The 23485-nt window shown below is 55.0% G+C and carries 22 protein-coding genes and 1 pseudogene; 11 read left to right on the forward strand and 12 right to left on the reverse strand.

The genetic code is table 11. The features are described from left to right. Window positions 1-151 precede the first annotated feature (151 nt). Complete coding sequence (locus BMY01_RS05935) at window positions 152-1633, reverse strand: OprO/OprP family phosphate-selective porin (RefSeq protein WP_254772640.1); 1482 nt, start codon at window positions 1631-1633, stop codon at window positions 152-154. Between the two features lie 716 nt (window positions 1634-2349). Between BMY01_RS05935 and BMY01_RS05940 the strand changes: the two genes are divergently transcribed. Beyond that, window positions 2350-3591: an MFS transporter gene (locus tag BMY01_RS05940; protein WP_254772624.1), complete on the forward strand. Its 1242-nt coding sequence runs from the start codon at window positions 2350-2352 to the stop codon at window positions 3589-3591. Between the two features lie 254 nt (window positions 3592-3845). On the opposite strand, the gene BMY01_RS05945 is transcribed toward BMY01_RS05940, so the two are convergent. After that, window positions 3846-4472: a phosphoribosyltransferase gene (locus BMY01_RS05945; RefSeq protein WP_074745280.1), complete on the reverse strand. Its 627-nt coding sequence runs from the start codon at window positions 4470-4472 to the stop codon at window positions 3846-3848. A gap of 44 nt (window positions 4473-4516) precedes the next feature. Next, window positions 4517-6313: a DNA polymerase/3'-5' exonuclease PolX gene (gene polX, locus BMY01_RS05950; protein ID WP_074745573.1), complete on the reverse strand. Its 1797-nt coding sequence runs from the start codon at window positions 6311-6313 to the stop codon at window positions 4517-4519. A gap of 327 nt (window positions 6314-6640) precedes the next feature. On the opposite strand from polX, the gene BMY01_RS05955 reads away from it, so the two are divergent. The 6 genes from BMY01_RS05955 (at window position 6641) to BMY01_RS05980 (ending at window position 11815) form a co-directional block, all read left to right on the forward strand. Continuing rightward, the gene (locus BMY01_RS05955; RefSeq protein ID WP_254772625.1) at window positions 6641-7063 is read left to right on the forward strand and encodes an archease; all 423 of its coding nucleotides are present in this window, start codon (window positions 6641-6643) and stop codon (window positions 7061-7063) included. A gap of 56 nt (window positions 7064-7119) precedes the next feature. After that, complete coding sequence (locus BMY01_RS05960; protein WP_074745284.1) at window positions 7120-8547, forward strand: RtcB family protein; 1428 nt, start codon at window positions 7120-7122, stop codon at window positions 8545-8547. 84 nt (window positions 8548-8631) lie between these two features. Continuing rightward, complete coding sequence (locus BMY01_RS05965) at window positions 8632-9105, forward strand: universal stress protein (protein WP_074745286.1); 474 nt, start codon at window positions 8632-8634, stop codon at window positions 9103-9105. A 97-nt stretch (window positions 9106-9202) separates the two neighbouring features. Further along, entirely contained in the window at window positions 9203-9790 is a 588-nt protein-coding gene (gene hpf, locus BMY01_RS05970) for a ribosome hibernation-promoting factor, HPF/YfiA family (RefSeq protein ID WP_074745288.1), read from the forward strand. Window positions 9791-9863: 73 nt separating this feature from the next. After that, complete coding sequence (locus BMY01_RS05975; RefSeq protein WP_074745290.1) at window positions 9864-10445, forward strand: nicotinamidase; 582 nt, start codon at window positions 9864-9866, stop codon at window positions 10443-10445. Then, window positions 10442-11815 carry a nicotinate phosphoribosyltransferase gene (locus BMY01_RS05980; protein WP_074745292.1) on the forward strand — a complete coding sequence of 458 codons (1374 nt, stop codon included), beginning with the start codon at window positions 10442-10444 and terminating at the stop codon, window positions 11813-11815. The genes BMY01_RS05975 and BMY01_RS05980 overlap by 4 nt, the downstream gene beginning before the upstream one ends. A 68-nt stretch (window positions 11816-11883) precedes the next feature. On the opposite strand, the gene BMY01_RS05985 is transcribed toward BMY01_RS05980, so the two are convergent. The 5 genes from BMY01_RS05985 to BMY01_RS06005 all read right to left on the reverse strand — a co-directional run bounded on the left by BMY01_RS05985 (window position 11884) and on the right by BMY01_RS06005 (window position 17597). Then, window positions 11884-12582, reverse strand: a complete 699-nt coding sequence (locus BMY01_RS05985) for an N-formylglutamate amidohydrolase (RefSeq protein WP_254772626.1) — start codon at window positions 12580-12582, stop codon at window positions 11884-11886. Between the two features lie 36 nt (window positions 12583-12618). Then, the gene (locus BMY01_RS05990) at window positions 12619-13857 is read right to left on the reverse strand and encodes a carboxylate-amine ligase (protein WP_074745296.1); all 1239 of its coding nucleotides are present in this window, start codon (window positions 13855-13857) and stop codon (window positions 12619-12621) included. Further along, on the reverse strand, window positions 13854-14570 hold the full coding sequence (locus BMY01_RS05995; RefSeq protein WP_074745298.1) for a C39 family peptidase: 717 nt from the start codon (window positions 14568-14570) through the stop codon (window positions 13854-13856). Before BMY01_RS05995 ends, BMY01_RS05990 begins: the two co-directional genes overlap by 4 nt. 383 nt (window positions 14571-14953) lie before the next feature. Next, window positions 14954-16582: a bifunctional aminoglycoside phosphotransferase/ATP-binding protein gene (locus BMY01_RS06000; protein WP_074745300.1), complete on the reverse strand. Its 1629-nt coding sequence runs from the start codon at window positions 16580-16582 to the stop codon at window positions 14954-14956. Between the two features lie 61 nt (window positions 16583-16643). After that, window positions 16644-17597 (reverse strand): acetyltransferase, encoded by a 954-nt coding sequence (locus BMY01_RS06005; RefSeq protein WP_074745302.1) that lies wholly within the window; start codon window positions 17595-17597, stop codon window positions 16644-16646. A gap of 171 nt (window positions 17598-17768) precedes the next feature. Between BMY01_RS06005 and BMY01_RS06010 the strand changes: the two genes are divergently transcribed. Continuing rightward, window positions 17769-18560, forward strand: a complete 792-nt coding sequence (locus BMY01_RS06010; RefSeq protein ID WP_074745304.1) for a dienelactone hydrolase family protein — start codon at window positions 17769-17771, stop codon at window positions 18558-18560. Between the two features lie 296 nt (window positions 18561-18856). On the opposite strand, the gene BMY01_RS06015 is transcribed toward BMY01_RS06010, so the two are convergent. Beyond that, window positions 18857-19159: a putative quinol monooxygenase gene (locus BMY01_RS06015; RefSeq protein WP_074707588.1), complete on the reverse strand. Its 303-nt coding sequence runs from the start codon at window positions 19157-19159 to the stop codon at window positions 18857-18859. A 101-nt stretch (window positions 19160-19260) separates the two neighbouring features. Between BMY01_RS06015 and BMY01_RS06020 the strand changes: the two genes are divergently transcribed. From BMY01_RS06020 to BMY01_RS06030, 3 genes are all read left to right on the forward strand, one after another. Beyond that, window positions 19261-20268 (forward strand): GlxA family transcriptional regulator, encoded by a 1008-nt coding sequence (locus tag BMY01_RS06020; RefSeq protein ID WP_074745306.1) that lies wholly within the window; start codon window positions 19261-19263, stop codon window positions 20266-20268. Window positions 20269-20465: 197 nt separating this feature from the next. Beyond that, complete coding sequence (parS, locus tag BMY01_RS06025; protein ID WP_074745575.1) at window positions 20466-20924, forward strand: type II RES/Xre toxin-antitoxin system antitoxin; 459 nt, start codon at window positions 20466-20468, stop codon at window positions 20922-20924. Then, the gene (locus BMY01_RS06030) at window positions 20921-21400 is read left to right on the forward strand and encodes an RES family NAD+ phosphorylase (RefSeq protein WP_254772627.1); all 480 of its coding nucleotides are present in this window, start codon (window positions 20921-20923) and stop codon (window positions 21398-21400) included. Before parS ends, BMY01_RS06030 begins: the two co-directional genes overlap by 4 nt. A 45-nt stretch (window positions 21401-21445) precedes the next feature. Here the strand turns inward: BMY01_RS06030 and BMY01_RS06035 are convergent, their stop codons facing one another. The 3 genes and pseudogenes from BMY01_RS06035 to BMY01_RS18745 form a co-directional block, all read right to left on the reverse strand. Continuing rightward, entirely contained in the window at window positions 21446-21889 is a 444-nt protein-coding gene (locus tag BMY01_RS06035) for a hypothetical protein (RefSeq protein WP_074745309.1), read from the reverse strand. Then, window positions 21886-22887, reverse strand: coding sequence for a tyrosinase family protein (locus tag BMY01_RS06040; RefSeq protein ID WP_254772641.1), 1002 nt, complete (start codon window positions 22885-22887; stop codon window positions 21886-21888). Before BMY01_RS06040 ends, BMY01_RS06035 begins: the two co-directional genes overlap by 4 nt. Window positions 22888-23093: 206 nt before the next feature. Next, window positions 23094-23168 (reverse strand): annotated as a pseudogene (locus BMY01_RS18745) (twin-arginine translocation signal domain-containing protein); the annotation flags it as partial. Window positions 23169-23485: the final 317 nt, after the last annotated feature.

The raw sequence follows: 23485 nt of genomic DNA on the forward strand, positions 1-23485 counted from the left end.
AACAGGAGACGGAGCAAGGTTAAGAAGCTCCGGCGCCCTGAGTGTCCCCTGAGTGTCCCCTGAGTGTCCCCTGAGTGTCATTCGGCCATTCTTTGCATTCTTTGTTAGGGCCGCTGTCTGTATTTCACCCACTTCCTCAAGCGAACCGGAATCAGAAGGCTATTTGACTGCGGAACATGAAAGTGTTCAGGTCATCCGGCTTGCCCCCGCTTGCGGTCACGAGCGGTGAATCCTTGATTTCCAATATCCTGTCGTAATTGAACATGAAGCGAAGATTGTTGTTCACGTACCAGTTCAGGGCAGCAGTAAAGTTTTTCATCTCGCCTGCCCTGAAGGCGCCGTCGTTCAGGTCTACCCCGGCGATACGTGCTGCCAGTTCCCATGCGCCCCATCCGCCCTTGGAAAAGCTGAAGTTCCGGGTCGGTTCTACTCTGTGAAACTTTCCTTCTTTGTACTGGCGCGATTCTCCCGTGAGCGTCCACGCAGCTTCTCCGTACCATCCATGGAAGTTCAGTGAATCCAGGCCGTTTCTACGGCCAATCCAGCTATGGGTATACTCACCTCCCGCGCTGAATGGTCCATAGACGCCGCTGGCCTCCAGCCCCAGCATCTTGACGTCCTCGACATTTCCCAAGGCACCCGAATCAATCGGAAAGAGGTTGGTTATATGCGAGGTTTCGTGCCTGAATCTCACGCCATTTGAGGGGCCAAATAGCTGGCCGCTGCCACTCGGTCTGCGATAATTTCCTGCCACACCCAAATGGACAATCCTTGTCTTTTCGTCAAGGGGTGCAAAAGTGATGCGCGAATTGGTTCCCCAACTTTCATCCAGACTGTCGTTATTAGCGTCGATTGACTCCCCAAAAAGACCGACCTGTCCGGTCCAGTTCTTACCTCTACTTGACAGGTTTACACCGATAGCGCGGTCTACGAGCGGTGCGTTGAGCACATTCATTAACGATCTTTCCATAAACATGAGATCGTTGGAGCTTTCCTGTAACTCGCGGCTGAAAGCCTGTTTCTGATGGCCGACGTTGACCTTTGCGAAATCCAGCCCTCTATATGAGATAAACATGTCCTTGACGCCGACTTGGTTATCAGCGAAGTCGACCTGGCTCTTGAAATCCCAATCTTTAAAGAAAGTGCCTGCAAACTCCAGTCGCCCCCGGCGCAGCTCTGCGCCATCATTGGCTTGAACCGGAACCCCGCCTCTAAAAAAATGATCATTACTACTGTGCGTGTAATCCGTATGAATCCGGCCACCGATCTTGAACTTGAAGTTCTTGTCTGCTGTTTCAAATTGCAAGCCGTTTTTATCCAGCTTGAGTTGCTTTTCGCTTTCCTTGAAACGTTCCTCAAGGGACTCAACCTTGCCAACGAGCTGCGCACGTTCCGCTTTTTCTTTTATTCTCGCATTTCTGTCGCCGGGCGCTGGCTGATCAGCTCTCTCTACCTCCGGTGCGGGCAATGCATTTATTGATGGAGTACCTTGGACTCTTTCATAGGTACCAAGGGGTTCTCGGTCAGGTCCGGGCTCTGCAAATATATGCTTGGTTTTGGTATCAACATAAAGATCAATCGCAAAAGCCCCGGATGATGTGCCGGCTCCCATGACAGTGACCGCTGCTAACATAAGTTTCAAATATTTCAAAGCTGTGCTCCAGTTTTAGTCCTTATTGCTCATGCTTACGAAAAACCGGGGCAAGAATACGGGAGAGAAATGACGGACTTATTACCCTTTTGTAACCGTTTTATGACAAAAGGTAGGTTTGAGCGATGATGACCGGTGTGAATGCCTGAATGTTTTCATCATGATCGTGACGTAGGACGAGCGGCAAACTGGCTTTTACTTTGGCTGCGCGACGGGGTGCTACTTATACTTAGGGAGTTTCAAGAAAAGAACCAGAGGAGCAGCTTACTCCAGGGCCCTCCACCTTACTGGAGGCTGTCCGCTCTTTCTTAAAGCGAGAATGAGGGTTAATGGGTGCTATGCCTAGGGTAGGCCCTATACTGTTTTTCCAGAGCACTACGGATTCAGGGAAACCGACAAGCTCTTCTTCGTGCACTAAGGGGATAAAGAGCCTTTTTTCGCGGATCGTAAGGCAAGTTCGAAATGATGTTATTCATGCACTCGATATAGCCTCCTTGGTCCTGATATACACTGCGTATTCACACATGGTTGACTCCCCACTAATGAGATTCGGTTCGCACACCATACTACCGGCCTGTTACAGCATTTTTAAGGGCTCCGACAAAAAACTCGTGGAAAATTAGATGTACACGCTGGCGCCCGGATATAACCAAACCGGCATCACCTTGTAGATGGATCACAGATGGAGGAACAAGTCAGTGAAAGCGGGCCCGGGGCGCAGGATACTTGCCCGTTTACTTATCCCTGCGGAGGCAGCTGAAACAGCTTTCCCGTTACTGGCAGGTCGCGCATTGCGCGCTTTTGGCGATGGCTATGTTGCTGTGCTTTTGCCCGCTTATCTACTGGCGTTGGGATTTGATCAACTGGACGTAGGCTTTTTAACTACAGCAACGTTAGCCGGGTCAGCTTTGGCGATTCTGGGGATTGGTACAGTTGGCTACAGATGGACAGCTCGTCGACTGCTGCTATCCGCCGCCTTGTTAATGGCAGTTACCGGCCTTGGCCTTGCGAGCATCTCGTCGTTTTGGCCACTGTTTGTTGTCGCATTCGTAGGAACACTTAATCCTGGTTCGGGCGATGTAAGCGTGTTTTTGCCACTGGAGCATGCCCACCTGGCACAAGCAGCTCGCGGCAATGCACGGACCGCGCTGTTCGCCCGTTATTCGCTTATTGGCTCCCTGAGCGCCGCTGTTGGTGCTTTAGCTGCTGGCATCCCCTCCTGGCTTGTGCCATGGTCCGGTCTTTCATTAATTGATGGCCTGCGCATAATGTTCTTGCTGTATGGCCTGCTCGGCGGGGTAGTCTGGCTGCTGTATCGAACTCTGCCGGCGGTCGAGGTCGAGGCGGCTCCCCTGCCGCAGCCGTTGGGTCCCTCACGCGGCATTGTGTTTAAGCTTGCCATGTTATTCAGCATTGATGCGTTTGCCGGAGGGCTGCTGGGGAATTCACTGTTGACGCTCTGGCTCTTTGAGCGGTTTGGACTGTCGCTCGGACAGGCCGGAACATTCTTCTTCTGCACCGGACTCTTATCGGCCGGATCCCAGCTTGCTGCACCGGCCATCGCACGCAAAATCGGGCTGCTAAACACCATGGTCTTCACTCACATCCCTGCTAGCGTGTGTCTCATTTTTGCTGCAATCGCCCCAGATCTCGAGGCCGCGCTCGCTCTGCTGTTTGTACGCAGCGCATTATCGCAGATGGATGTGCCGACACGTACTGCCTATGTAATGGCTGTGGTCACCCCGGCAGAGCGCGTTGCTGCGGCAAGCTTCACCGCCGTATCCCGAAGCCTTGCTTCGATCGCAAGCCCAACCTTGACCGGTGCCTTGCTGGCCAGCGGGCTGCTGAGCGCGCCGCTAATTGCTTGTGGAGCTTTGAAGATGGCCTATGATCTGGCTTTGCTAATATCCTTCAGGCGCCTGAATGTTCCGCTGGATTGAGAATTGAAATAAACGAAAAGTCTGCATTAATTCTTGAAAGTATGAGGTACAAACGCACCATCCTTCGATGGGTGGCAGCATTCGAAGCCGTCAAGGGTATATTGGTCGAATTTGCCCACATGACGGCCTCCAAGAGATAGAGATAGTCGATGGGCTTGTCAGCCATTTTCATCTCAATCCCACTACTCGCTACCCGCTACCCGCTACCCGCTACCCGCATATTTTCCTGGAAACTGCCAGTACCGGGAGAAGGATCAGGCAGCTGCAAGGATGGCGATAACCTCTTCATCCGTTATCTGCGGAAAATCCATGTAAAACTGCGCTACAGCGTAGAAGTTGATGGGACTGGAAAGACATACTACGCGGTCAGCATTGTTGCGCACTTTTTCCACCGTATCGGGCGGTGCCACGGGTACCGCGCAGATCAATTCCCCCGGTTTCTTCGCTCGAAGGGCATGCAATGCGGCTATCATGGTCGAGCCGGTAGCCAGCCCATCATCGACTACGATCACTATTCGTCCGGCGGGATCGATCGGCGGCCGTACCGGGGTATATTGAGCGCGGCGCTGCCGTATCGTTTCCAGTTGTGTGGAAACTTCGTCTTTGATGTATTTCTCATCCGCGCCCACATCGCTGGCGTAACTCGTAAGATAAACCCATCCGGTTTCGTCGACGGAACCAATCGCGAATTCGGGATTGCCTGGTGCCCGTACTTTACGCACCAGCACCACGTCCAGTTCACCTTCCAGTTCATCGGCAATAATTTTGGCCATTGGCACTGCGCCTCTGGGAATAGCCAGAACCAGCGGATTTTTACCGCGGTATTCTGAAAGCGCTTCCGCAAGCTTCCTGGCTGCTGCCGCGCGATTTTCAAAATACATGGCTGCTCCCGATCACGTGTTTATTTTCAGTATAGGTGAATTTTTTACCTGACATTTTTACCTGATCGGATTTGGCGCTTGATTTGCCGTTTATACGGGCCGTAGGTGTTGGAGCTTCGCATCGTATGGGCAATGCGTATCCGCAATTCCTCGAGAGGGCGAGTGTTGAGCACATTCTGTTTTTCCAGCCAGCCGCGCCTTGCCTGACCGATACCAAAGCGCAGGTTCGCGAAATCAAAAGTGCTGTGAGCGTCGGAATTGATGCTGACCAGCACCCCTTCCTCCTTGGCCATCTGGCAGTAGATATCAAGCAAATCCAACCGCTCGGGCTGGGCATTGAGTTCGAGGAAGCATCCACGGCGTCCTGCTTCACGGATAATGCGGGGCATATCGATATCATAAGGCGGGCGTTGCGGGATAAGGCGATTGTTGGGATGCGCAAGAATGGTGAAATGAGGATGTTCCATTGCGCGCAGTATCCGCTCGGTCTGCCTCGCCCGCGGGAGCTCGAACTTGCTGTGGACTGCCCCTACAACCAGATCGAGTTGCGCCAGCACGTGATCCGGCAGGTCCAGAGTGCCATCCTCCAGGATGTCCACCTCGATTCCCTTGAGCAGGGTAATTCCTTCCAGTTCTTCATTCAGCGCGTCGATCTCATCGCACTGGCGCTTCAGCCGTAGAGGATCGAGGCCGCGTGCGACTCTCAGGTCGCGTGAATGATCCGTGACGGCAATATATTCCAGGCCATGCGATTTGCCGGCCAGCGCCATTTCGCGCAATGTGTTATGGCCATCCGTGGCTTTTGTGTGAGTATGCAGATCTCCCCGCAAGTCGCATAGCTCGACCAGGCGCGGCAATTTCCTGGTTCGCGCCACGTCTATTTCACCCCGGTTCTCGCGCAACTCGGGTGGAATAAAGGATAGCCCGGCGGCACGATAGACCGATTCCTCGGTCTCGCCCGCGATACGGTTTTTACCCCGGAACACGCCGTATTCGTTGACTTTCAACCCTTTTTTCTGGGCGATATACCGTACCGCAACATTATGGGCTTTTGATCCGGTAAAATAGTGCAGGGCAGCGCCGTAGCTTTCGTCTGCGACCACGCGCAGGTCCACCTGCAAGCCGCATTTCAGGACCACGCTGGCGCGAGTGCTTCCGACCGCAAGTATTTCGGCGACCTCTTCGTACCCCATGAAGTGCTCCATGACAGTATTGCCGGGTGCGGCCGTGACAACGATATCGAGGTCACCCACTGTTTCGCGCATGCGCCTATAGCTGCCGGCGACAGTCGCTTCCTTGACTCCGGGAACGTCTGCTAGAAACGCGCGCAGCGGCTCCGCGTATTGTGCCGCCACCGCCAGCTTGAAACGTCCTTTCTGATCGGCATGCGCCTCGATCGCCTGGAGGATGTTGAGCTCGGTTTTCTCGCCAAAACCGGGTAGGCCACGAATGCGTCCCTCGCGCGCCGCGCTATAAAGCTGCTCGACAGTCTGGACATCCAGGTCGTGATAAAGATGTCGGACCCGCTTCGGCCCAAGGCCGGGCACTTTCAGAAGCTCTGTCACTGCGGGGGGAAGCTCGGTTTGCAGCCGGTCCAGCAAGGCGCAGTGGCCGGTGGCAACAATTTCTTCAATCTTGCCTGCAAGATCGCGCCCTATGCCGGGAAGCTCTGTCAGGTCTTCCTTGTTTTCGAGCAGCACGTACGCCTCGGTGGAAAGGGCGCCTATTGCCTGGGCTGCGTTGCGGTAGGCGCGTATCCGAAAAGGGTTTGCGCCTTCGATCTCAAGCAGATTGGCAATCTCTTCGAAGACGGCGGCGATATCGGCATTATGGCTGGGCATGAGCATTCCCGTTTGCTTCCGTCGACAAGCACTTTGCTGATTTTGTGGGGAAAGTTGCTGATCGAGGATTCACATGGTCAGTTTAGTATATTCAGGGGAGCATGCGGGCTCAGCCGGGGCAGCAAGGGTTCCAGGATGCAACTGTTACGCTTGACACGACAAAGGGGTTCTCCTATAGCTTGTAGTGTGTACTCCGATTTTAGCGCCGTTTTAGCGCGATAAAAAGCAAGCGGGAGAGTGCAGATAGGAGGGTCAATGGAAGAGCAAAGGGGAAATTTTAGAGAAGTTGCTTGGGTAGACCGAGTGATGGATCAAGGATATTTATGTATGCCAACCCAGACTCAGACTTCATCCTACTTCGAGCATGATGCAGACATCGGCATTATCGGACGCGGCGATACGCTGGAGCAGGCATTCGAGACAGCTGCTCAAGCAGTGTTCGGCATAGTCACGCCTCTGGATAAGGTGCAGCCGCAGACTTCGGTCAAGATAGAGTTCGAAGAATCAGATCACGAACTGGCGCTGGTGACATGGCTGAATCTGTTGCTGGGGAAGGCGCGTGAACTCGGCATGGTTTTCAGCCGCTTCCATGTGCAGCGCCGGGAAAATCTGTGGTCCACCGAAGCTCTTGGTGAAAAATGGCGCGAAGTAATGGAGCGTGGAGTAGAAGTCAAAGGTGCGACGCTGACCATGCTTTCCGTCAAACAGACCGGAGCAATGTGGGAAGTGCGCTGTATAGTGGATGTGTGAGATCGGCTCCCAGATGAAACGATATAAATTGAACGGCACTAACGCCAGGAGATGATATGAATCTGGAACAACTGCGCCAACTGCAACCTTATCTCTGGACATTGCCGCGCACACCAGGCGAAGAGCGTGCGGAGGTCCTCCTGTACGGCGGCGCACCCTTGCTCGTCAGCATGGACGACAAGGTACTCGAGCAGATCGCCAACGTTGCTTCCCTGCCGGGTCTGGTCGGGGCTGCAATGACCATGCCGGATGCACATTGGGGATACGGTTTTCCCATAGGGGGTGTTGCGGCTTTCGATGCTGAACAGGGGGGGGTGATTTCCGCAGGCGGTGTCGGCTTCGATATTTCGTGCGGCATACGCTGTCTGCGCAGCAATCTCAATCTGGAGGATGCAGTAGAGCATTTTCCCGAACTTGGGAACGCCTTGTTCCACGCCATCCCCGCCGGTGTGGGCGAAGAGGGCGAGATCAAGCTGAACCCGGAGCAGCTCGACCAGGTGATGCACGGCGGTGCACACTGGGCGGTACAGGAAGGTTATGGTACCCCCGCAGATCTGGATTATATTGAAGAACGGGGGCGAGTTGCAGGGGCTGTTCCGGATAACGTATCCGAACTTGCCAAAAAGCGCCAGCGCGGGGAGATGGGCACGCTCGGCTCGGGCAATCATTACCTGGAAGTACAGGTGGTGGACCGCATCTTCGATCCTGCTGCCGCGCTGGCGTTTGGCCTGCATGAAGGGCAGATCCTGATTTCGATACATTGCGGTTCGCGTGGATTGGGGCACCAGATCGGCACCGATTATCTGGTGCTATTGGCAAAAGCAGCCAGTCGCATAGGCATTCATTTACCCGACCGTGAACTCGCCTGTGCACCCATTAAGTCGCCCGAGGGTCAGCAATATATGGGCGCCATGAATGCTGCAATCAATTGCGCCCTTGCCAACCGGCAAATCCTGACACACCTTACGCGTTCCGTATTTACAGAAATTTATCCCCAGGCCGCGCTTGAAACCTTGTTTGATGTTTCGCACAATACCTGCAAGGCCGAAACCCACCAGGTCGATGGTGAATCACGGCTGCTCTACGTGCACCGCAAGGGCGCCACACGCGCATTCGGGCCGGGGCACCCCATGCTACCGGAACGCTACCGCCAGGTAGGACAACCCGTCGTTATCGGTGGAAGCATGGGGACAGGTTCCTACATTCTCGTTGGTGACAGCGAAAATCCCGCCTTTGCCTCTTCAAGCCACGGTGCAGGTCGGGCCATGAGCCGGCATCGGGCGCTCGCGCGGTGGAAAGGACGCGCGCTGTTGGACGAGCTGGCGCAACAAGGTATTCTGATTCATACCCGCTCCATGCGCGGTGTGGCGGAAGAAGCCCCGGGCGCCTATAAGGATGTCGATCTGGTGGCGGAGGCCACGGAAGAAGCCGGGCTCGCCCGGCGCGTCGCATTTCTCCGGCCCAAAGTCTGCGTTAAGGGTTAAGGAACACTGAACAAATTCCTCGCAGGCGCGATGGACTTGTCCGATGGTTCCTCGGCAATATAAAAACTTTTTTCAAGGAGTGATATGTATCAACGTATCCTGGTTCCAATAGACGGCAGCGCGACCTCCGCTCTTGCACTCCAGGAAGTCTCGAAACTTGCAAAGCAGCACAGCACCCAGGTGGAACTGGTATATGTCATGGCTGATATTCATTTGATGGATGCCAACAGCTACATCAATTACGATGAAATGAAGGAATCCCTGGAGAGAACCGGCAGGAAGATATTGGCGGAGGCGCAAACATTGATGCAACAGGCAGGGGTTGCAGCCGAAGTGAAATTACTGGAAGCGGGTGGCGAGCGCATTGCCGGCGTAATACTCGAAGAAGCAAGGCGCTGGTCGGCCGAGTTGATCGTAATTGGCACACATGGCCGTTCCGGTTTCAGTCGCGTCCTGTTCGGGAGTGTCGCGGAAGGGATGGTCCGTATGGCACATATTCCCGTGCTGCTCATCCGCGGCGACAAAAGCCAGTTGCGTGAAAAGGAGCGCGCGACATAGTCCTGGCAGCCTGGCGGAGGCTCCGGTCTTTCAGGCCTGTCTTATACGTTACGTTACGCCTGGTGCAATAGATTCTATCATCGAGAGGACATAAGTCATGAAATTGCAACTTCAGATCACTACACGCGATATTCCCCATTCTGAGGCACTGGAAAACCATATTCGGCAAAAAACGGAAAAGCTCGAGACTTTTTATCCCCAGATCATGGGATGCAGGATAGTCGTCGAGGTTCCTCACAAACACAAACACCAGGGCAACCTGTTCAATGTGCGGCTGGACATTACAGTGCCGGGAAAGGAGCTTGTGGTGACCCGCGAACCGAACGAGGATGTGTACGTTGCGCTGCGCGATGCGTTCGACGCCGCAAAGCGCCAGCTCGAAGACTACGGGCGGCGTCAGCGCGGGGAAGTCAAGGCGCATGCGCCCGTCCTGCATGGAAAGGTGGTGCGGCTGATGCCCGAGGAAGGCTATGGTTTCGTCGAAACTTCGGGTGGGCAGGAGTTGTACTTTCATCGCGAAAATCTTGCCAACAATAACTTTGAGCAATTGGAAGAAGGAAGCGAGGTGCAATTCCTCGAAGATATCGGCAGTGAAGGTTTTCAGGCAAAACGCGTCAGTACCGGCAAGCATCACGTAGAAGAACCCGAAGAAGCAGAGCCGCGCTTAACGGGTTCGGGGGATTAGACTAAGTCCGGCGCACTCGACCGAAGAATGTAAAGTGCAGGGAGCAAAGCGGCAAAGGGGATAGGAGACTGCCATGAAAATGGACATAGGCACTGGTGATGCCCTTATGATAGTGGATGTGCAAAACGACTTTCTGCCTGGCGGAAGCCTTCCTGTACCGGCGGGAGATGAAGTCATCCCAAACCTTAACCGGTATATCGCAGCTTTTCTTTTTCGCGAATTACCTATTTTCGCTACCCGCGACTGGCATCCGCCTGATCACTGCTCCTTTCACCAGCAAGGAGGGCCCTGGCCTGCGCACTGTATTGCCGGCACGCAGGGCGCGGCATTTCCGGCGAATCTTGAAATTCCCTGTGACACGCATATCGCATCCAAGGCCACCTCCAGGGAGAAAGATGCTTATTCCGGTTTTTCGGAGACAGAACTGGATGCCATGCTGAAATCTGCAGGAATTTCCCGCGTTTTCATCGGTGGCCTGGCTACGGATCATTGCGTCCTCAGTACCGTACGGGATGCCTTGAACCAAGGGTATGACATCTTTGTTCTCCAGGATGCAGTGCGGGGGATGGATGCCGACGCGAGCCGCGCCGCACTGGAGGAAATGGCCCATCTGGGCGCAAAACTCATCGATTTCGAAACCATCGTCCCTGAGTGAACCCACTCTCCAGCCCGTTGCTGACCGACCATTACCAGTTGACCATGCTGGAGAGCTACCTTCAGCAAGGAATGCAGGAAACCGCGGTATTCGAGCTGTTTTTCCGCAAGCTTCCCCCGACCCGGAATTTCCTGGTGGCGGCGGGCCTGGAACAGGCGCTGGAATTCCTTGAGAACCTGCATTTTTCAGCCGGAGAGTTGGCATGGCTCAAGCCCCGGTTTGGACGCGCCCTTGTAAATTACCTTGAACACTTCCGCTTTACCGGCGATGTACATGCAATGCCGGAAGGGACTCTTTTTTTTCCGGATGAGCCCATTCTCCGAATCACGGCGCCACTGCCGCAAGCCCAGTTCGTTGAATCGCGTCTCATCAACCTGCTGCATTTCGAAACCCTGATCGCCTCAAAGGCAGCACGCTCAGTGCTGGTTGCGCCCGGCAAACTCCTGGTGGATTTCGGCATGCGCCGGGCACATGGAGCGGAAGCCGCGTTGCTTGCCGCCCGCGCAAGTTATCTTGCCGGTTTTTCCGGCACATCAACAGTACTTGCGGCGGCAATATATGGCATGCCTTCGTTCGGCACCGTTGCTCATTCCTACATTCAGGCCCATACAGACGAGACTGCCGCTTTCGAACATCTTGTGCGTTGCCATCCGAAAAACTCGACGCTGCTGATCGATACCTACGACACCGAGGCGGCTGCCATAAAGGTCGTCAGCTTGGCCCGCAAACTTGCACAGGATGGCATCGAGGTGAGTGGCGTTCGGCTGGACAGCGGCGACCTGGGAATGCATGCACGTCGCGTGCGCCGGATACTCGACGAGGGGAGGCTTGAAAAAACCCGCATCTTTGCCAGCGGTAATCTGAATGAAAATCGGGTGCATGAACTGATTTCATCCGGCGCTCCCATCGACGGCTTTGGCGTGGGTACTGCATTAGACGTGTCGAGCGACGCGCCGGCGCTGGATTGCGCTTATAAGCTGCAGGAGTACGCCGGCAAGGCCCGCCGCAAACGCTCCGAGGGAAAAGCGACATGGCCGGGTCGCAAGCAGGTGTATCGCAAATATGATCCGGATGGTCGCGCAGTGCGCGATGTTGTTGCATTGGAAAAGGACGATCCGCATGAGGGCGAGCCTCTAATCGTCCCTATGATGCGGAATGGGCGGCGCATTGACGGGATTAACGGGAATAGGAAGCTGGAGGCCATCCGCGGGCAAACAGTGGCGAACTATGCCCGCCTGCCGGAACCCCTCAGATCGCTTGAAACGGTCTCCGCTTACCCGGTCGAAATCTCCGCCTCGCTGCAGGCTCTGGCAAAAAAGGTGGATGACGAGTGCCGCCCCATTACCTCTATCCAGAACCTTCGCATCTGAGCTGGTGTTGGCCTGACCTTTGTATCCTGCCGGTGCTCGAGGATACCTTCAGAGGAGTATGGGTCGGCTCATGCAACTGCCTCGTTGAGTGTGCCAGCCAGCAGGCTGCGTAACGCATGCCATCGCCAGCCGCCCTTGAGAATATGTTTCTGATTGACTTCCAGTTCGATTCCGACGTAAGCATTGGCAGGAAATCGGCGACGCAGGTAGGTGGGGAAACCATTTACCGATCCGGTGTAGGGATAGTTGCGGCGTACCCTTAAATCGGGCACATGCGCGGCAAGGCACGCCCGCCAGCGGGTGCACAGCTCTTGCTCAAGATGGCGTGAGGGATCATAAAGCAGTCCGATATCGGTATTGCGAACCTCCCCATTCAATTCGGGAGTGAAGCTGTGTGAGGAGATGTGGATTACCCTCAGGCCGGAGCGAATGGCATCTGCGATGTTCGCTTCCACCCAAGTGCGATAGGGCAAGTAGTGGTTCTTCAGAATCTCCTGGCGGACAGCGCCAGGGGTGTTGCGCGTCGCTTCCGAATAAAGCTGGGGGTGACCGATCGAGCGGTTGAGGTCGATCAGCAGACGGCTTGTTGTGGCGGCGAACAATGGCGAGTGCAGCGCCATGGCAAGTTTTTTAGCCAAGCCCAAAGCACCGCTGTCATAGCCCCGGTGGCTGTGCAACAAATGCTCGTAGCCTTCGAACAGCGGACGGTAGCGCGGTGGAATGCGGTTACCCCCATGTTCACAACTGATTAAAAAATGAATATTCATCGGCATTTTGTTGAAGTCATGCGCAACTCATTCAACTCATTTCAGAAACATGCGGTCTTCGTCCAGGCAATCGCACAGCTCGCGGTAGACCGTCTCCAGCCGCCTCCTGCTGAAGTCGGAACCAATCGCATTCAGGATGCGGCGCGCAAGCGGGCCCTCTCTTAAAATGGTTTGCAGCGCTTCCCGACAGCTTTTTCCTTGCCTGGGTTCGATCGGCATCCCAGGCTCGATGAGATGCCGCCACAGAATGCCAGCCGTGCAGTCCATACCCGGAAAACCCATCAGGCGAAGGTATTCCACATTATCGATTACGGCTTGCTCTGCGTCACGGATGCAGTCATGCATGATCCTGACCAATGCTTCCGTGGCGATAGATTGCTGCTCGGTCAGCGGCGCGTAAGCTTCGCTGTAGAGCGCATGTACGATATTGATCGCAGCAGCGGCGATGGCAAAGTCAGCACTCGAGCATTCCTGGGTATCGATTACGCGGATCTCGATAGCGTTACGGTCAAATCGGGGAATTTCCCCGCGCGCATTGAGCCATTCATGCTGTAGCATTTCTTTCGGATCGAGTGCTGCAATTTCGCGGTACATCGGCGCCAGAATTTTTTCTTCATAGGCGGCGGCATTGGAGATTGTTTCCGGGATTACCCGGCCGATGGTCGAGGGTACCTTCAGCTGGTGCTCGCAGTAATTTACCATCCGGAAATCCAGGAAACCAGAGTACCCGCCTTCAGCGATTGGCGAGCTTGCCGCTATCGCTGGAAGAATGGGCAGCAACAGCCGCACCGCGGCGTGAAGTCGCGCAAATTCATTGTCATTTGCGAAAGGCATGTTGAGGTGCATGCTTTGCAGGTTGGCCCAGCCGTGTCTTCTGCAGTCGAAGATATGGTCGTAGGCCAGATAGATTTCCGCCTGCTCGTGCGGCCAGAGGCGGGTCTCCGTGCGGGGATTCATCCAGGGGTGCATGCCGGTCGGCATGAGCCGTGTGTTCATCGATTCGAGCACCTTGCTGATCCGCCGGATTTCGCCCTGAAACGCGACAGACAGAGAGGAAATGTCTGGCTGCGGGTCGATATTTTTCAGTTCGAGCAGATGCAGCACCAGTTCGTTCGACCATCCCAACTGGCCATTCCTGGCCTCGGATGTAAACGCACCAGTAAGCTTTCGCAGCAACTCGTCGGCCATGGGAACAACCGCAAGCGTCTTCCGGTCGACAATCATGTACTCCAGTTCGATGCCATAACCTGCAAAGGCCGGCAACACCGCAGTCATGTTGTTTCACCCGGCCCGCCTCGTGTTCGGATGACGAGCAGATTGGCATCATGTGTCACGATGCCCAGCAGCACGGAGCACAATACCCGGTCGATGTTGCTCCAGTACTCCTGGGCCGGGCCATATGGATCGGCGACAAGAACGGTACGCTTCTCGCGGTCATAACCGGTGAGTACGACAAAATGCCCGGCCGGAAAACCACGCACGTCGTCCGGTATGTCATTTGGCCCGTATTCTCGCGGAGCGCGGTAGAGGAAGGTGGAGCTCAGGCCAGTCAGGATAGGCAGGCCGCGCCGTAAAAGGCCGTGGATGAGGGATTGGGAGAGGTCTGTGAGACGTAATCGCCCGCCTAAACGCAGAAACTCCAGATAACCCTCCGTGGCCCGTCGCAATCTCAAGTCCGACTTGATCTCGCGTTGCCGTTGCAGGCGTTCTGTGATATCCACGTCCGATGTGAACCAGGTTGGATCGAAAACTTTCAGGTTATATGTGTAAATGGTGGCATGGAAACCGTTGCGGAGGGCATCGCAACCTAGAAAAACGGCAAAAGTTCCTCCACCGTTTTCAAGTTTGTGGGTGCGGTGAATGATGGTGTCCAGCAGCTCCGTCTTGCCTAGATAGCTGTAGATGGCATGCAGGCACGTCGGACCACATGTCGTTTCATCGGGTTGCGGCAGTGTTTTGACGGGTAAGCGCAGTGTTGTTCTGAGCATGGCAAATGGGCGACAAAGGCGCATGTCAAGACAAGCATCGCTGTAGCGTAAAGAACATAGGGATCAGCCATGAGGCTGTCCCTCGGTCAGGCTTGTTCGAAGTCCCTCTATAAAGATTAGGTGATGCGCTGGAAGAAATCCAGTTCGTGGAGCACGATTCGTCAGGCTCCCTCTCCCCTGGGGGAGAGGGATGGGGAGAGAGTGGCAGTCGAAGAGAATCGAGCAATTCTCAACCCTGAAGTAGGCCGAGTTCTGCTCGGTCAATACTCCTGTCGGACAGAGCTGCCCTGCAATCTACGTTCGCCCTGATTCTGAGTCTGCCGAAGGATCGGGGCGAGCAAGATCAACGAGAGCTGCCTGATTTGTTGAAACAGCAGTTGGAGTCATCTTCCATCCAGCAACCGCTCCAGTTTCTTCCAGGCGCTATCCTCGCTGCCAAAACCTTCTTTCTCGTTGACGAACTCTACTGTGTAAGCCTGTTCCTGCGGCATCAGCGCTTCCTCTTTTTCCTGTAACAGTTTCAATACTGCCAGATCAGCCTCGGAGGCATCGCTTGATTCGTTTTGCCGTTTTACGATGCGGCTTTCCATTGTTTCGGAGGACGCTTTCAGCGATGCAATCACAAACGGCACCGACAGTTTATTCGCCAGCATTCGGAAATGCTCACGCTCTTCCCGTTTCAGAAAGGCGGCATCCACAATTACCGGAGAGCCTGCGGCCAGCAGTTCTCGCGCCAAATCATGCAGTCGCGCATAAGTTCGCACTGTAGCCTTCGCATGATAAATGCCGTCCGCCTGCGAGTGACTGTCTGCCAACGCCGCTAATCCGAATAAACGCTTGCGCTCCACGTCCGATCTTATGCGTATGGCTTGTAGTTTTTCCAGTGCTGCCTGTGCGAAAGTCGTTTTGCCCGATCCCGGCAAACCGTGGGTAATCATCAGGGCAGGCCGCTGTTGGGCAAGGCATGTCGCGGCGAGATCAAGAAAACTGCTGCAGGATGCCAGCGCTGCTATCTTGTCCCGTTTGGGGAGGTTGGCCTGACCAGCGCGAATGGCGCTAACCATCGCACGCACTGTGGCGCGATAGACGAGATAGAAACGCAGCAAGGGCAGACCCCCATAATCACCCGTAGTTTCCAGATAGGCATTGAGGAAGCGATAGGCAAGTTCAGACTCCTGGCGATGCAGCAGGTCCATGACGGTAAAGGCGACTTCGTTCATTACATCGATCCAGCGTAAGGAGGGGCTGAACTCGATACAATCGAAAGGAACAGGTCGTCCACGAATCAGCGCAATATTGCCCAGATGCAGGTCGCCATGACATTCGCGCACAAAACCCTCGGCAAGCCGCCGTTCCAGATGCTCCTTGCGTACGCCATACTCAGTCTCCATGGCCTCCCGCAATCCGGCCACACGGGCTTCATTTTCAGTGCCAGCCCACGCTGCTTGTAATTGCTCGAAAGTCTGCAATACCGCCGCATGTGTTGCAGCGGCTGATCCAAGCCCGGCCGCAGGTTCAGCCGAGGGCAGACCCTCATGGAAATGCGCGATCGTTGCCGCCAGGCTATCCATATGCTCTGGGAGAATCCTGCCGTGCTCGGCCAGCCTGTCCAGTTGTTGGGAAGCAGCGAAGCGGCGCATTTTCACTGCATATTCGATAGCCGGTTCAGCACTGATTTCCGGTATTTCAGCTGTGCCGCCGAGGGGAATGACATCCAGATAGAGTTGGGGTGCAAGGCGCCGGTTGAGCCGCAACTCTTCCTCACAATAATGGCGGCGTGATGACAAATCGGTAAAGTCGAGGAAACCCAGATCGACCGATTTCTTTATTTTGTAGGCATAGCGTCCCGCCAGCAGTACCCAGGAAATATGCGTTTCCATTACTCGCACCCGTTTTACCGGGTGGGGATAGCGGCGAGGATCCAGCAAGGCAGTGATTAATCTGCCTTGAACGTCTCCCTCAGCCTGCGGGATATCGGGCGGCCTCTTCGCTTGGGTGATTGAATCTTTCATGACGATGATCGATAACCTGGCCGGCAGGTTTGAGGGTAATGCCCAATATTAACCCGGCGTATTAGCCAAACTGCTCTGCGAAGCGGGCAAGGAAGGTATCGAGCGCGCTTTCGGGCAAATTGTTGATACCGGCCGCTGCCTTGCGTCCTCCCCCTGTTTCAAACTTCATGCAGAGCATGTCGGCGCCCTGGGGGTTCGCCAATGGCGCCCGCACACTGATTTTATAGCCACCCGCCCGGTCGATCGTAATGACTGCATGTGCGCATGCCGGATTGTCGTTCGCAAGCTTGTTGGCAAAAACACCGCTTACCCGTCTTGCCCATGCCGCATCCGGAAGGAGATAGGCAGCGTGATGCGCATGCCGCAGCAGGGGACGCAACGATGCCGTCATCCGGGTATCCTCCAGAAATCCTGCTGCAAGCTCCTTGAAGGCAGCCGATTCGGCGATAAAATCGAATGGATCGGGGTAGGGCGCCATTGCCTCATACAATGTAAGAGGATGAAAATGCAGGTCTTCCAGAGTCTCGCCGTAGCTGTTGTAATTAAGGCATTCACCCAGGTGTGCGAGCTTCTCTATCTGCGGTTGGACCAGTCCATTCTGTAGTGCGAGTCTACTGGCGCTTTCGCTGATGTTATCTCCAAAAGCTGCGGCAATCGCCCAGAAACGGTATTTTCCTTCCAGATGGCGGTCGACCAGCAGGCTTGTGCATACTCCCGCGGATGTATCGATGTGCGTGGTCAAATTGGGATGGACGGGTATCTCTCCGGCATAATGATGGTCGAAATACTCTATGGCCACCCCCGCTTCCAGCAGTTGCACGAGGGCAGCACGATTGCTGTTCAGGGAGATGTCGAGCACTGTCACCCGCTCGTCTGCCTGGGCCTTGACCCGCTCGAGCAGATGGATATCGCGCTTTAATCCTGTCACCAATTCTGTGCGAACAGGATTGTTCAGCAGAAGCTGATGGACGGCACAAAGACCGTCTGCATCTCCATTAAAAACATGATGATTCATATTGAATTTTCAGATACCCCCGCCTTATGCTGCATCAATGAACAGGCCTTCGCGCCCGTATCTGTGTGAGATTCCATCGTTCGTTATTTTTCGATTTGGGTGGCCCGCCGGCCTCGACTATACTCACATCATCAATAAATTTAATCAACCCACCCGCACAATGAGCTCATCATGAAAAAAATCATCTCAGCCGCTGCATTGTTTTTCTTGAGTTCCCTGGGACAGGCTGCCATACAGGGGAAGGAAGTCACCTACACCGCCAATGGCACGACACTCAAAGGTTACCTTGCATATGATGATGCAATAACACATAACCACCCTGCGGTGCTGGTGGTGCATGAATGGTGGGGCCTCGACGATTACGCGCGGAAACGCGCAAAGATGCTGGCGGAATTGGGCTACACCGCGTTGGCAGTCGATATGTACGGCGAGGGCAAGCAGGCTCATCATCCGGATGAGGCCTCCAGATATTCGGGAGAACTGAAGAAGAATCTACCTTTGGCGAAAAAACGCTTTGAAGCTGCCTTGAGTTTCCTGCAGAAGCAGGAGAATGTCGATCCGAGGAACATCGCGGCGCTGGGTTATTGTTTTGGCGGCAGTGTCGCCCTGGAAATGGCTCGTCAGGGTGAAAATTTGAAAGGTGTAGCCAGCTTTCATGGCGGTTTGGCGACCGAGCACCCCGCTCAAAAGGGCAAGGTGAAGGCGCAAATTATCTCTTTTACCGGCATGGCTGATCCCATGATACCGGCCGAGCAGGTAGCGGCATTCAAGCGGGAAATGGAAAACGCCGGGGTAAATTACAAGGCGGTCACCTTCCCCGGCGCCAAGCATAGTTTTACCAACCCCGAGGCCGATGACTACGGGCGCGAATTCAATTTGCCGCTCGCTTACGACGCGCAAGCTGACAAGGCTTCGTGGAAGGAGACGGAACGTTTCCTGGCGGAGGTATTCAAGGCAAGATGATGCGCCCCGGAGTATGCTGGTTTTTGTAGTCTCGAATGAGAGAGGGCTGGAAACACTCTGCACGACGTGCGGGAATTATGTGGCAATCCAGGATATTTGCGTACTTCAGGCACAGGCAGGGTGGCGCGCTGACGCAGCCATTTATAAGTCCAGTCTTAACGCTGCTTGAAGGCACAGGCGCTGATGAAGGAGTACAAAGACTTTGACTGCAGAACCTGCCTGGCCTCCTTCCCAGCGTCCCAGCGGTGAACGCGGGCGCGTTCACCTCTTTCTTTTTATTTTTTCACTTTCCCAGTTCAGCTCGGGAGTTTGACGCCAAGGATATCCACATGCTCGATTTGCGGTGGCTCAGCCAGCAAATCGGCTGCATTTGCCATCAGTGCAGCAGCGATCGGGCCGGACAAATGTGCTGATCTTCCAGCCTCGTCCACAAATGCATCAAAAATACCAAAAGTCGATGGGCCGAGCCGCAGGGCAAACCAGATCGGTGTGGTGGTTTCCTGATTTGCCATTGAAAGCCCCTGCTTGAGAAAGCTTTCTACGTCCGCTTCCTTTCCCGGTTTGGCTTGTAACCGCACAAACAGCGCAACTGTTACCATCTTGATTTCCTTTCGCATGTTGAACAATAAGGCTCAGACTTTAAATATCGGGAGGATTTCTGCCAAGTGGCGATATTGACAATTTTGATATAATTTACGCCATGCGTATTCATATTCTTGCGCTCGACCAGGTTTTTGACACTGGATTATCAACGCTCCTGGACACCCTGAGTATCGCGAACGATCTCGCGGTTTCTGCCAACGCATTGACGCGATTTGACCTGACTATCGTGGGTGTGCGCCGGAGTATTCGTACCAGTCAGGGATTTTCTGTACCGGTAGTGTCAGCGCCGCGATGCGGCCCTCCGGATGTGGTATTGATTCCCGCGCTTGGGGCAAAAATGCCGGAAACGCTGCGGTTGGCCCTTGAGCGGCCGGATGTGTGCGAGGCGGGCGACCTTTTGCGGCAGTGGTCCAGAGAGGAGGTTCTTATCGGCGCCGCCTGCACTGGAACCTTCGTTCTCGCCGATACTTTGCTTCTCAATGACCGAAGCGCCACCACATCATGGTGGCTTACCCCCTTGTTTCGTGAACGTTATCCCCGCGTGCGCCTGGAGGAATCGCGCATGGTGGTAAGCTCGCCGGGATTGGTTACTGCGGGTGCTGCACTGGCACATATCGATCTGGCGCTTTGGCTTATACGCCAAAGCAGTCCCACGCTCGCAGAAATGACAGCGCGTTATCTGTTGATAGAACCACGAGCGTCACAGGCGGTTTTTGCAATTCCTGATCACCTTGCACATGCCGATCCACTGGTTCAGCGATTCGAATGCTGGGCGCGCCACAGGCTGGGTGAACGTTTCTCGCTGAGCGAAGCAGCCAGTGCGACAGGTACAAGCGAGAGAACGCTTTCGCGCCGCCTAAAGGCCGTCCTGGGAAAATCCCCGCTTTCTTATTTTCAGGATCTTCGTATTGAGCGCGCTGTATATCTCCTGAGAACGAGCAACGATAATGTAGACGCGATTGCTGCCCAGGTGGGTTATGCGGATGGTACAACCTTGCGCACCCTTCTTCGCCGCAGGGTCGGTCGAACGGTGAGCGAGCTTCGAACCAGGACCCGGGAGATTTCCAGTTCGTTCAACGACTCTCAAGCGCAGGATATCGAGTGACAAAAAGTATCGCGAAAATAAGCTGTGCCACGTTCGCACACTGACTACCTGCGCCCGTCATTTGTAGTTCATTCGGGCGTATTGAAAATTCCTGCTTCGATCATCTTTGGACTATAAAAGATTTAAATCGCCAAGTTTGCATATATTAGACGCCAGATGGCTTGCTTTCTTCTCGATATCGCTTTATCATCATTTTCATGACTTCTTTTATCTCACCCGTGGCCCGCAAACCGTTTTCCGCCTCGAACATTCTAGGCGGCAAGCAGATACTCCACGCTGATCCACGTTCGGCGGTTGAGTGGATAGAGCTTGTGCGCAGGGGCATCCCCGCCCCGGCGATCGACGCAGTTCTGGGGCTTGTGGACCTGCGGCAAGGCGAACTCTCCCGCGCCCTGGATATCCCGGAGCGCACGCTGGTGCGGCGAAAGAAGGAAGGAGTGCTCAACTGTGAGGAATCCGGCAAATTGCTGCGCCTGGCGCGGGTTGTTGAACGTGCCGGCGAGGTGTTTGAGGACGGATCCCTGGCGCTGGACTGGATCAAGTCGCCCAACGCCAGCTTGGGCGGAGCCACCCCCCTGTCCATGCTGGATACTGATCTTGGCGCCGATTCAGTGATGACTATTCTTGGCCGGATCGAGCACGGTATTTTCACTTGAAGTTGACGGTGTGGCGTATCGTCACACGCCGCTTCGCCGCTTCCGCATTTTCCGGCGAGGGTGCGCGGTTGTTCGGCGGCCGCTGGAATCGCAAGGGCGAGCCGGTAGTGTACACGGCGCAGAGCAGGTCACTCGCCTTTCTCGAAATGCTCGTTCAGGACGAGCCGCTGCGCGCTAATTATCTCCTGATTCCCGCGGAAATTCCTGGTGATATCCCCAGACTGGAAATCGATGCCGAACAGCTCCCTGAGAACTGGCGAACTCTCGAGAGCCGTAGAAACCTCGAGGAAATCGGCAGCCGGTGGCTGCGTGATGCCAGATACTGCGTGATGGACGTTCCCAGTGTTGTAATTCCCGCTGAGCGAAACCTGCTGCTCAACCCGGCACACCCTGATTTCCGCAGAATCCGGATAGGTCAACCGGAAAACCTCAAGAGCGATCTGCGGCTACTGCGAAATCTATCCGCAGCAAAGTGAATAAGGGATATTGCTCGTTGCCTAGTCGATGCAGGAATAGCCGGTTCAGTCGCTGACCGGCACATAAACCAGATTGAGGCTTTCCACCTCAACCGGCCATGGAGCGCGTGGCGGCTTGTCCGGTTCATCCACTTCCAGGCACAACTCTACGTGGCCATCCGAGATCGCGCTCGGGGGAAGAGGAATGGTGTAGGTTGCAGTTGCTGCTTCATGGTGTAGTGTTCCTGGTGCTCCGTACGGCGATATCGTGCCGAACAGGGTTCCATCCGGCGCAGTGACGCGGATTTCCGCCTGTTTGGGAAGCGCGCGCGTACGGACTTCAACCCAGACCTTTTCATTGCCGGAAACCGGGCGCGGAAGCGTGAGTTCGATCACGCCCTGTTGCGTCTCGCCCTGCGCAAAAGCGCCATTTCCCAGTATGGACGAGAATATCAGAACGGCAATTACCGTGGCGAAGCGTAGCTGCCCTCTACATTTCGCAGCAATCAATGCGCCTCCACAACGACGGAAAGTACCTCCGCTTTCGGTTCCGTGCCAGGGGCATGTCCCGCCATCTGTACTCCCAGTTTTACCATTCGCTCCGAAACAATCCGGATATTCAACGCCCCGCTGTCTGCAAGCTGCGCGTTCTGCCGCATTGCCTCGATCGTGCCCGATAAAGGCACGGTAAAGGTAACGGGGGCCTGTATGGTGTGATGACCGAACATCGAGAGGGTGCCGACGTAGTGAGGACTGGATGGGTCCGTTCGACTGTTCCCATCATCCACCATTACGGCAAAATCATGATGGTGCGCCAGCGGCGGCAGCGCCAAGGTGATCTTTGCATACAATTGCGGCGCTTCCGCCTGTGCACGCAGGCCAAGCAGCGGAGACGGAAGTGTCACGATAGCGCTTGCCGCCTGCTCTCCACTCACCACGGAACGGCTGATCTGAGCCCGGGTGCTCTCGGAGGGTACGGCTGTGCGCATCAGTGAGGCGAACATGGGAGGCGCAACCACTTCCTCACCGGAGCCGGGCTCGTAATCGTAATTGAAATCCCCGATAGCCGCGTAGTCCCCGGCAGTTCTTTTCTTCACCGGCTTTCCCTTTGCATCGACAAAGAACAGAAACGGTTCTCTCGACCAGGCGTCTAAATCCGCGCCTTCGGGCAAGGCAGGATATCCCCTCGCCAACTGCTTGCGGGTCCATACGTCCCAAAGCCGATCGATATTCGCATGGTGCAGGAAAAAAAGCGGGTCGACAGGCGATAGATTGGCCTGCATGAAGCCGCCGTTGTTGGTGGTGTTGCCTTTGGGATCGGTAAAGATGCCGCCGACGCAATTGTGCACCCTGTTGTGCGGCTGTCCTTCCAGCACGCCAAATCCGGTGAGGGCACTGTGACCGAGGGTCTTGGGGCTGGCAAACGTGAGGAAATCGCGAGGGGCCAGCGCATCCAGCAATGTTTGCAGGGAGACGGCCTTCGTTGTTTTTCCATCGAGCTCCGGCACCAGTTCCCGTGCGGGCAATCCATCGTGTGAGTGAGCGCGATGCGATACCAGTTGCGCGGGTCCTCCGGCGGGAGCTTGAGCATCCTGGCGATAGCCCTCTTGTAGCTTTCGATGGCGCGCTTTGCCCCAGGGTTCAGAACATTCAAACGCCGATACTTCGCTTTCCCTTGCGCCTGGGCTCCGAAAGGCAGGACAGAAGCGCCGATAGCGGCGGTGCTCGCCGCCGCAGCTTTCAGGAATGTGCGCCGGGACATGGTGGATGAGAACAATTTTGGCTGCATGGATTAAACCCTGTTTATGGTTATCGATTCTGGATAAAGCTGAACGGATAAAGTCGGATGGATAAAGCTTGACGGGATGGCGAGCACAGGCACGCAATTTCCCGGAAATGAGAAGCGACGGGAGGTTAAAAGAAACTTTCCGAAAGAACCTTTCTTTCAGCCATGCGTTTCAGCCTCCTGTCTCGTCCCGCTCAGGCATTTGGCATGGCCGCGAAGAATCAGGATTAGATAACCAAATGGAAGCGAGGAGTAGCTGTAAAATCTTACAGGTAGCGGTTCAGGTGGGTGAGGTGTAGTTGGTGTAATTGCGGGGACAG

It is taken from the genome of Nitrosospira multiformis, assembly GCF_900110185.1.
In the GTDB taxonomy this organism is placed as follows: domain Bacteria; phylum Pseudomonadota; class Gammaproteobacteria; order Burkholderiales; family Nitrosomonadaceae; genus Nitrosospira; species Nitrosospira multiformis_A.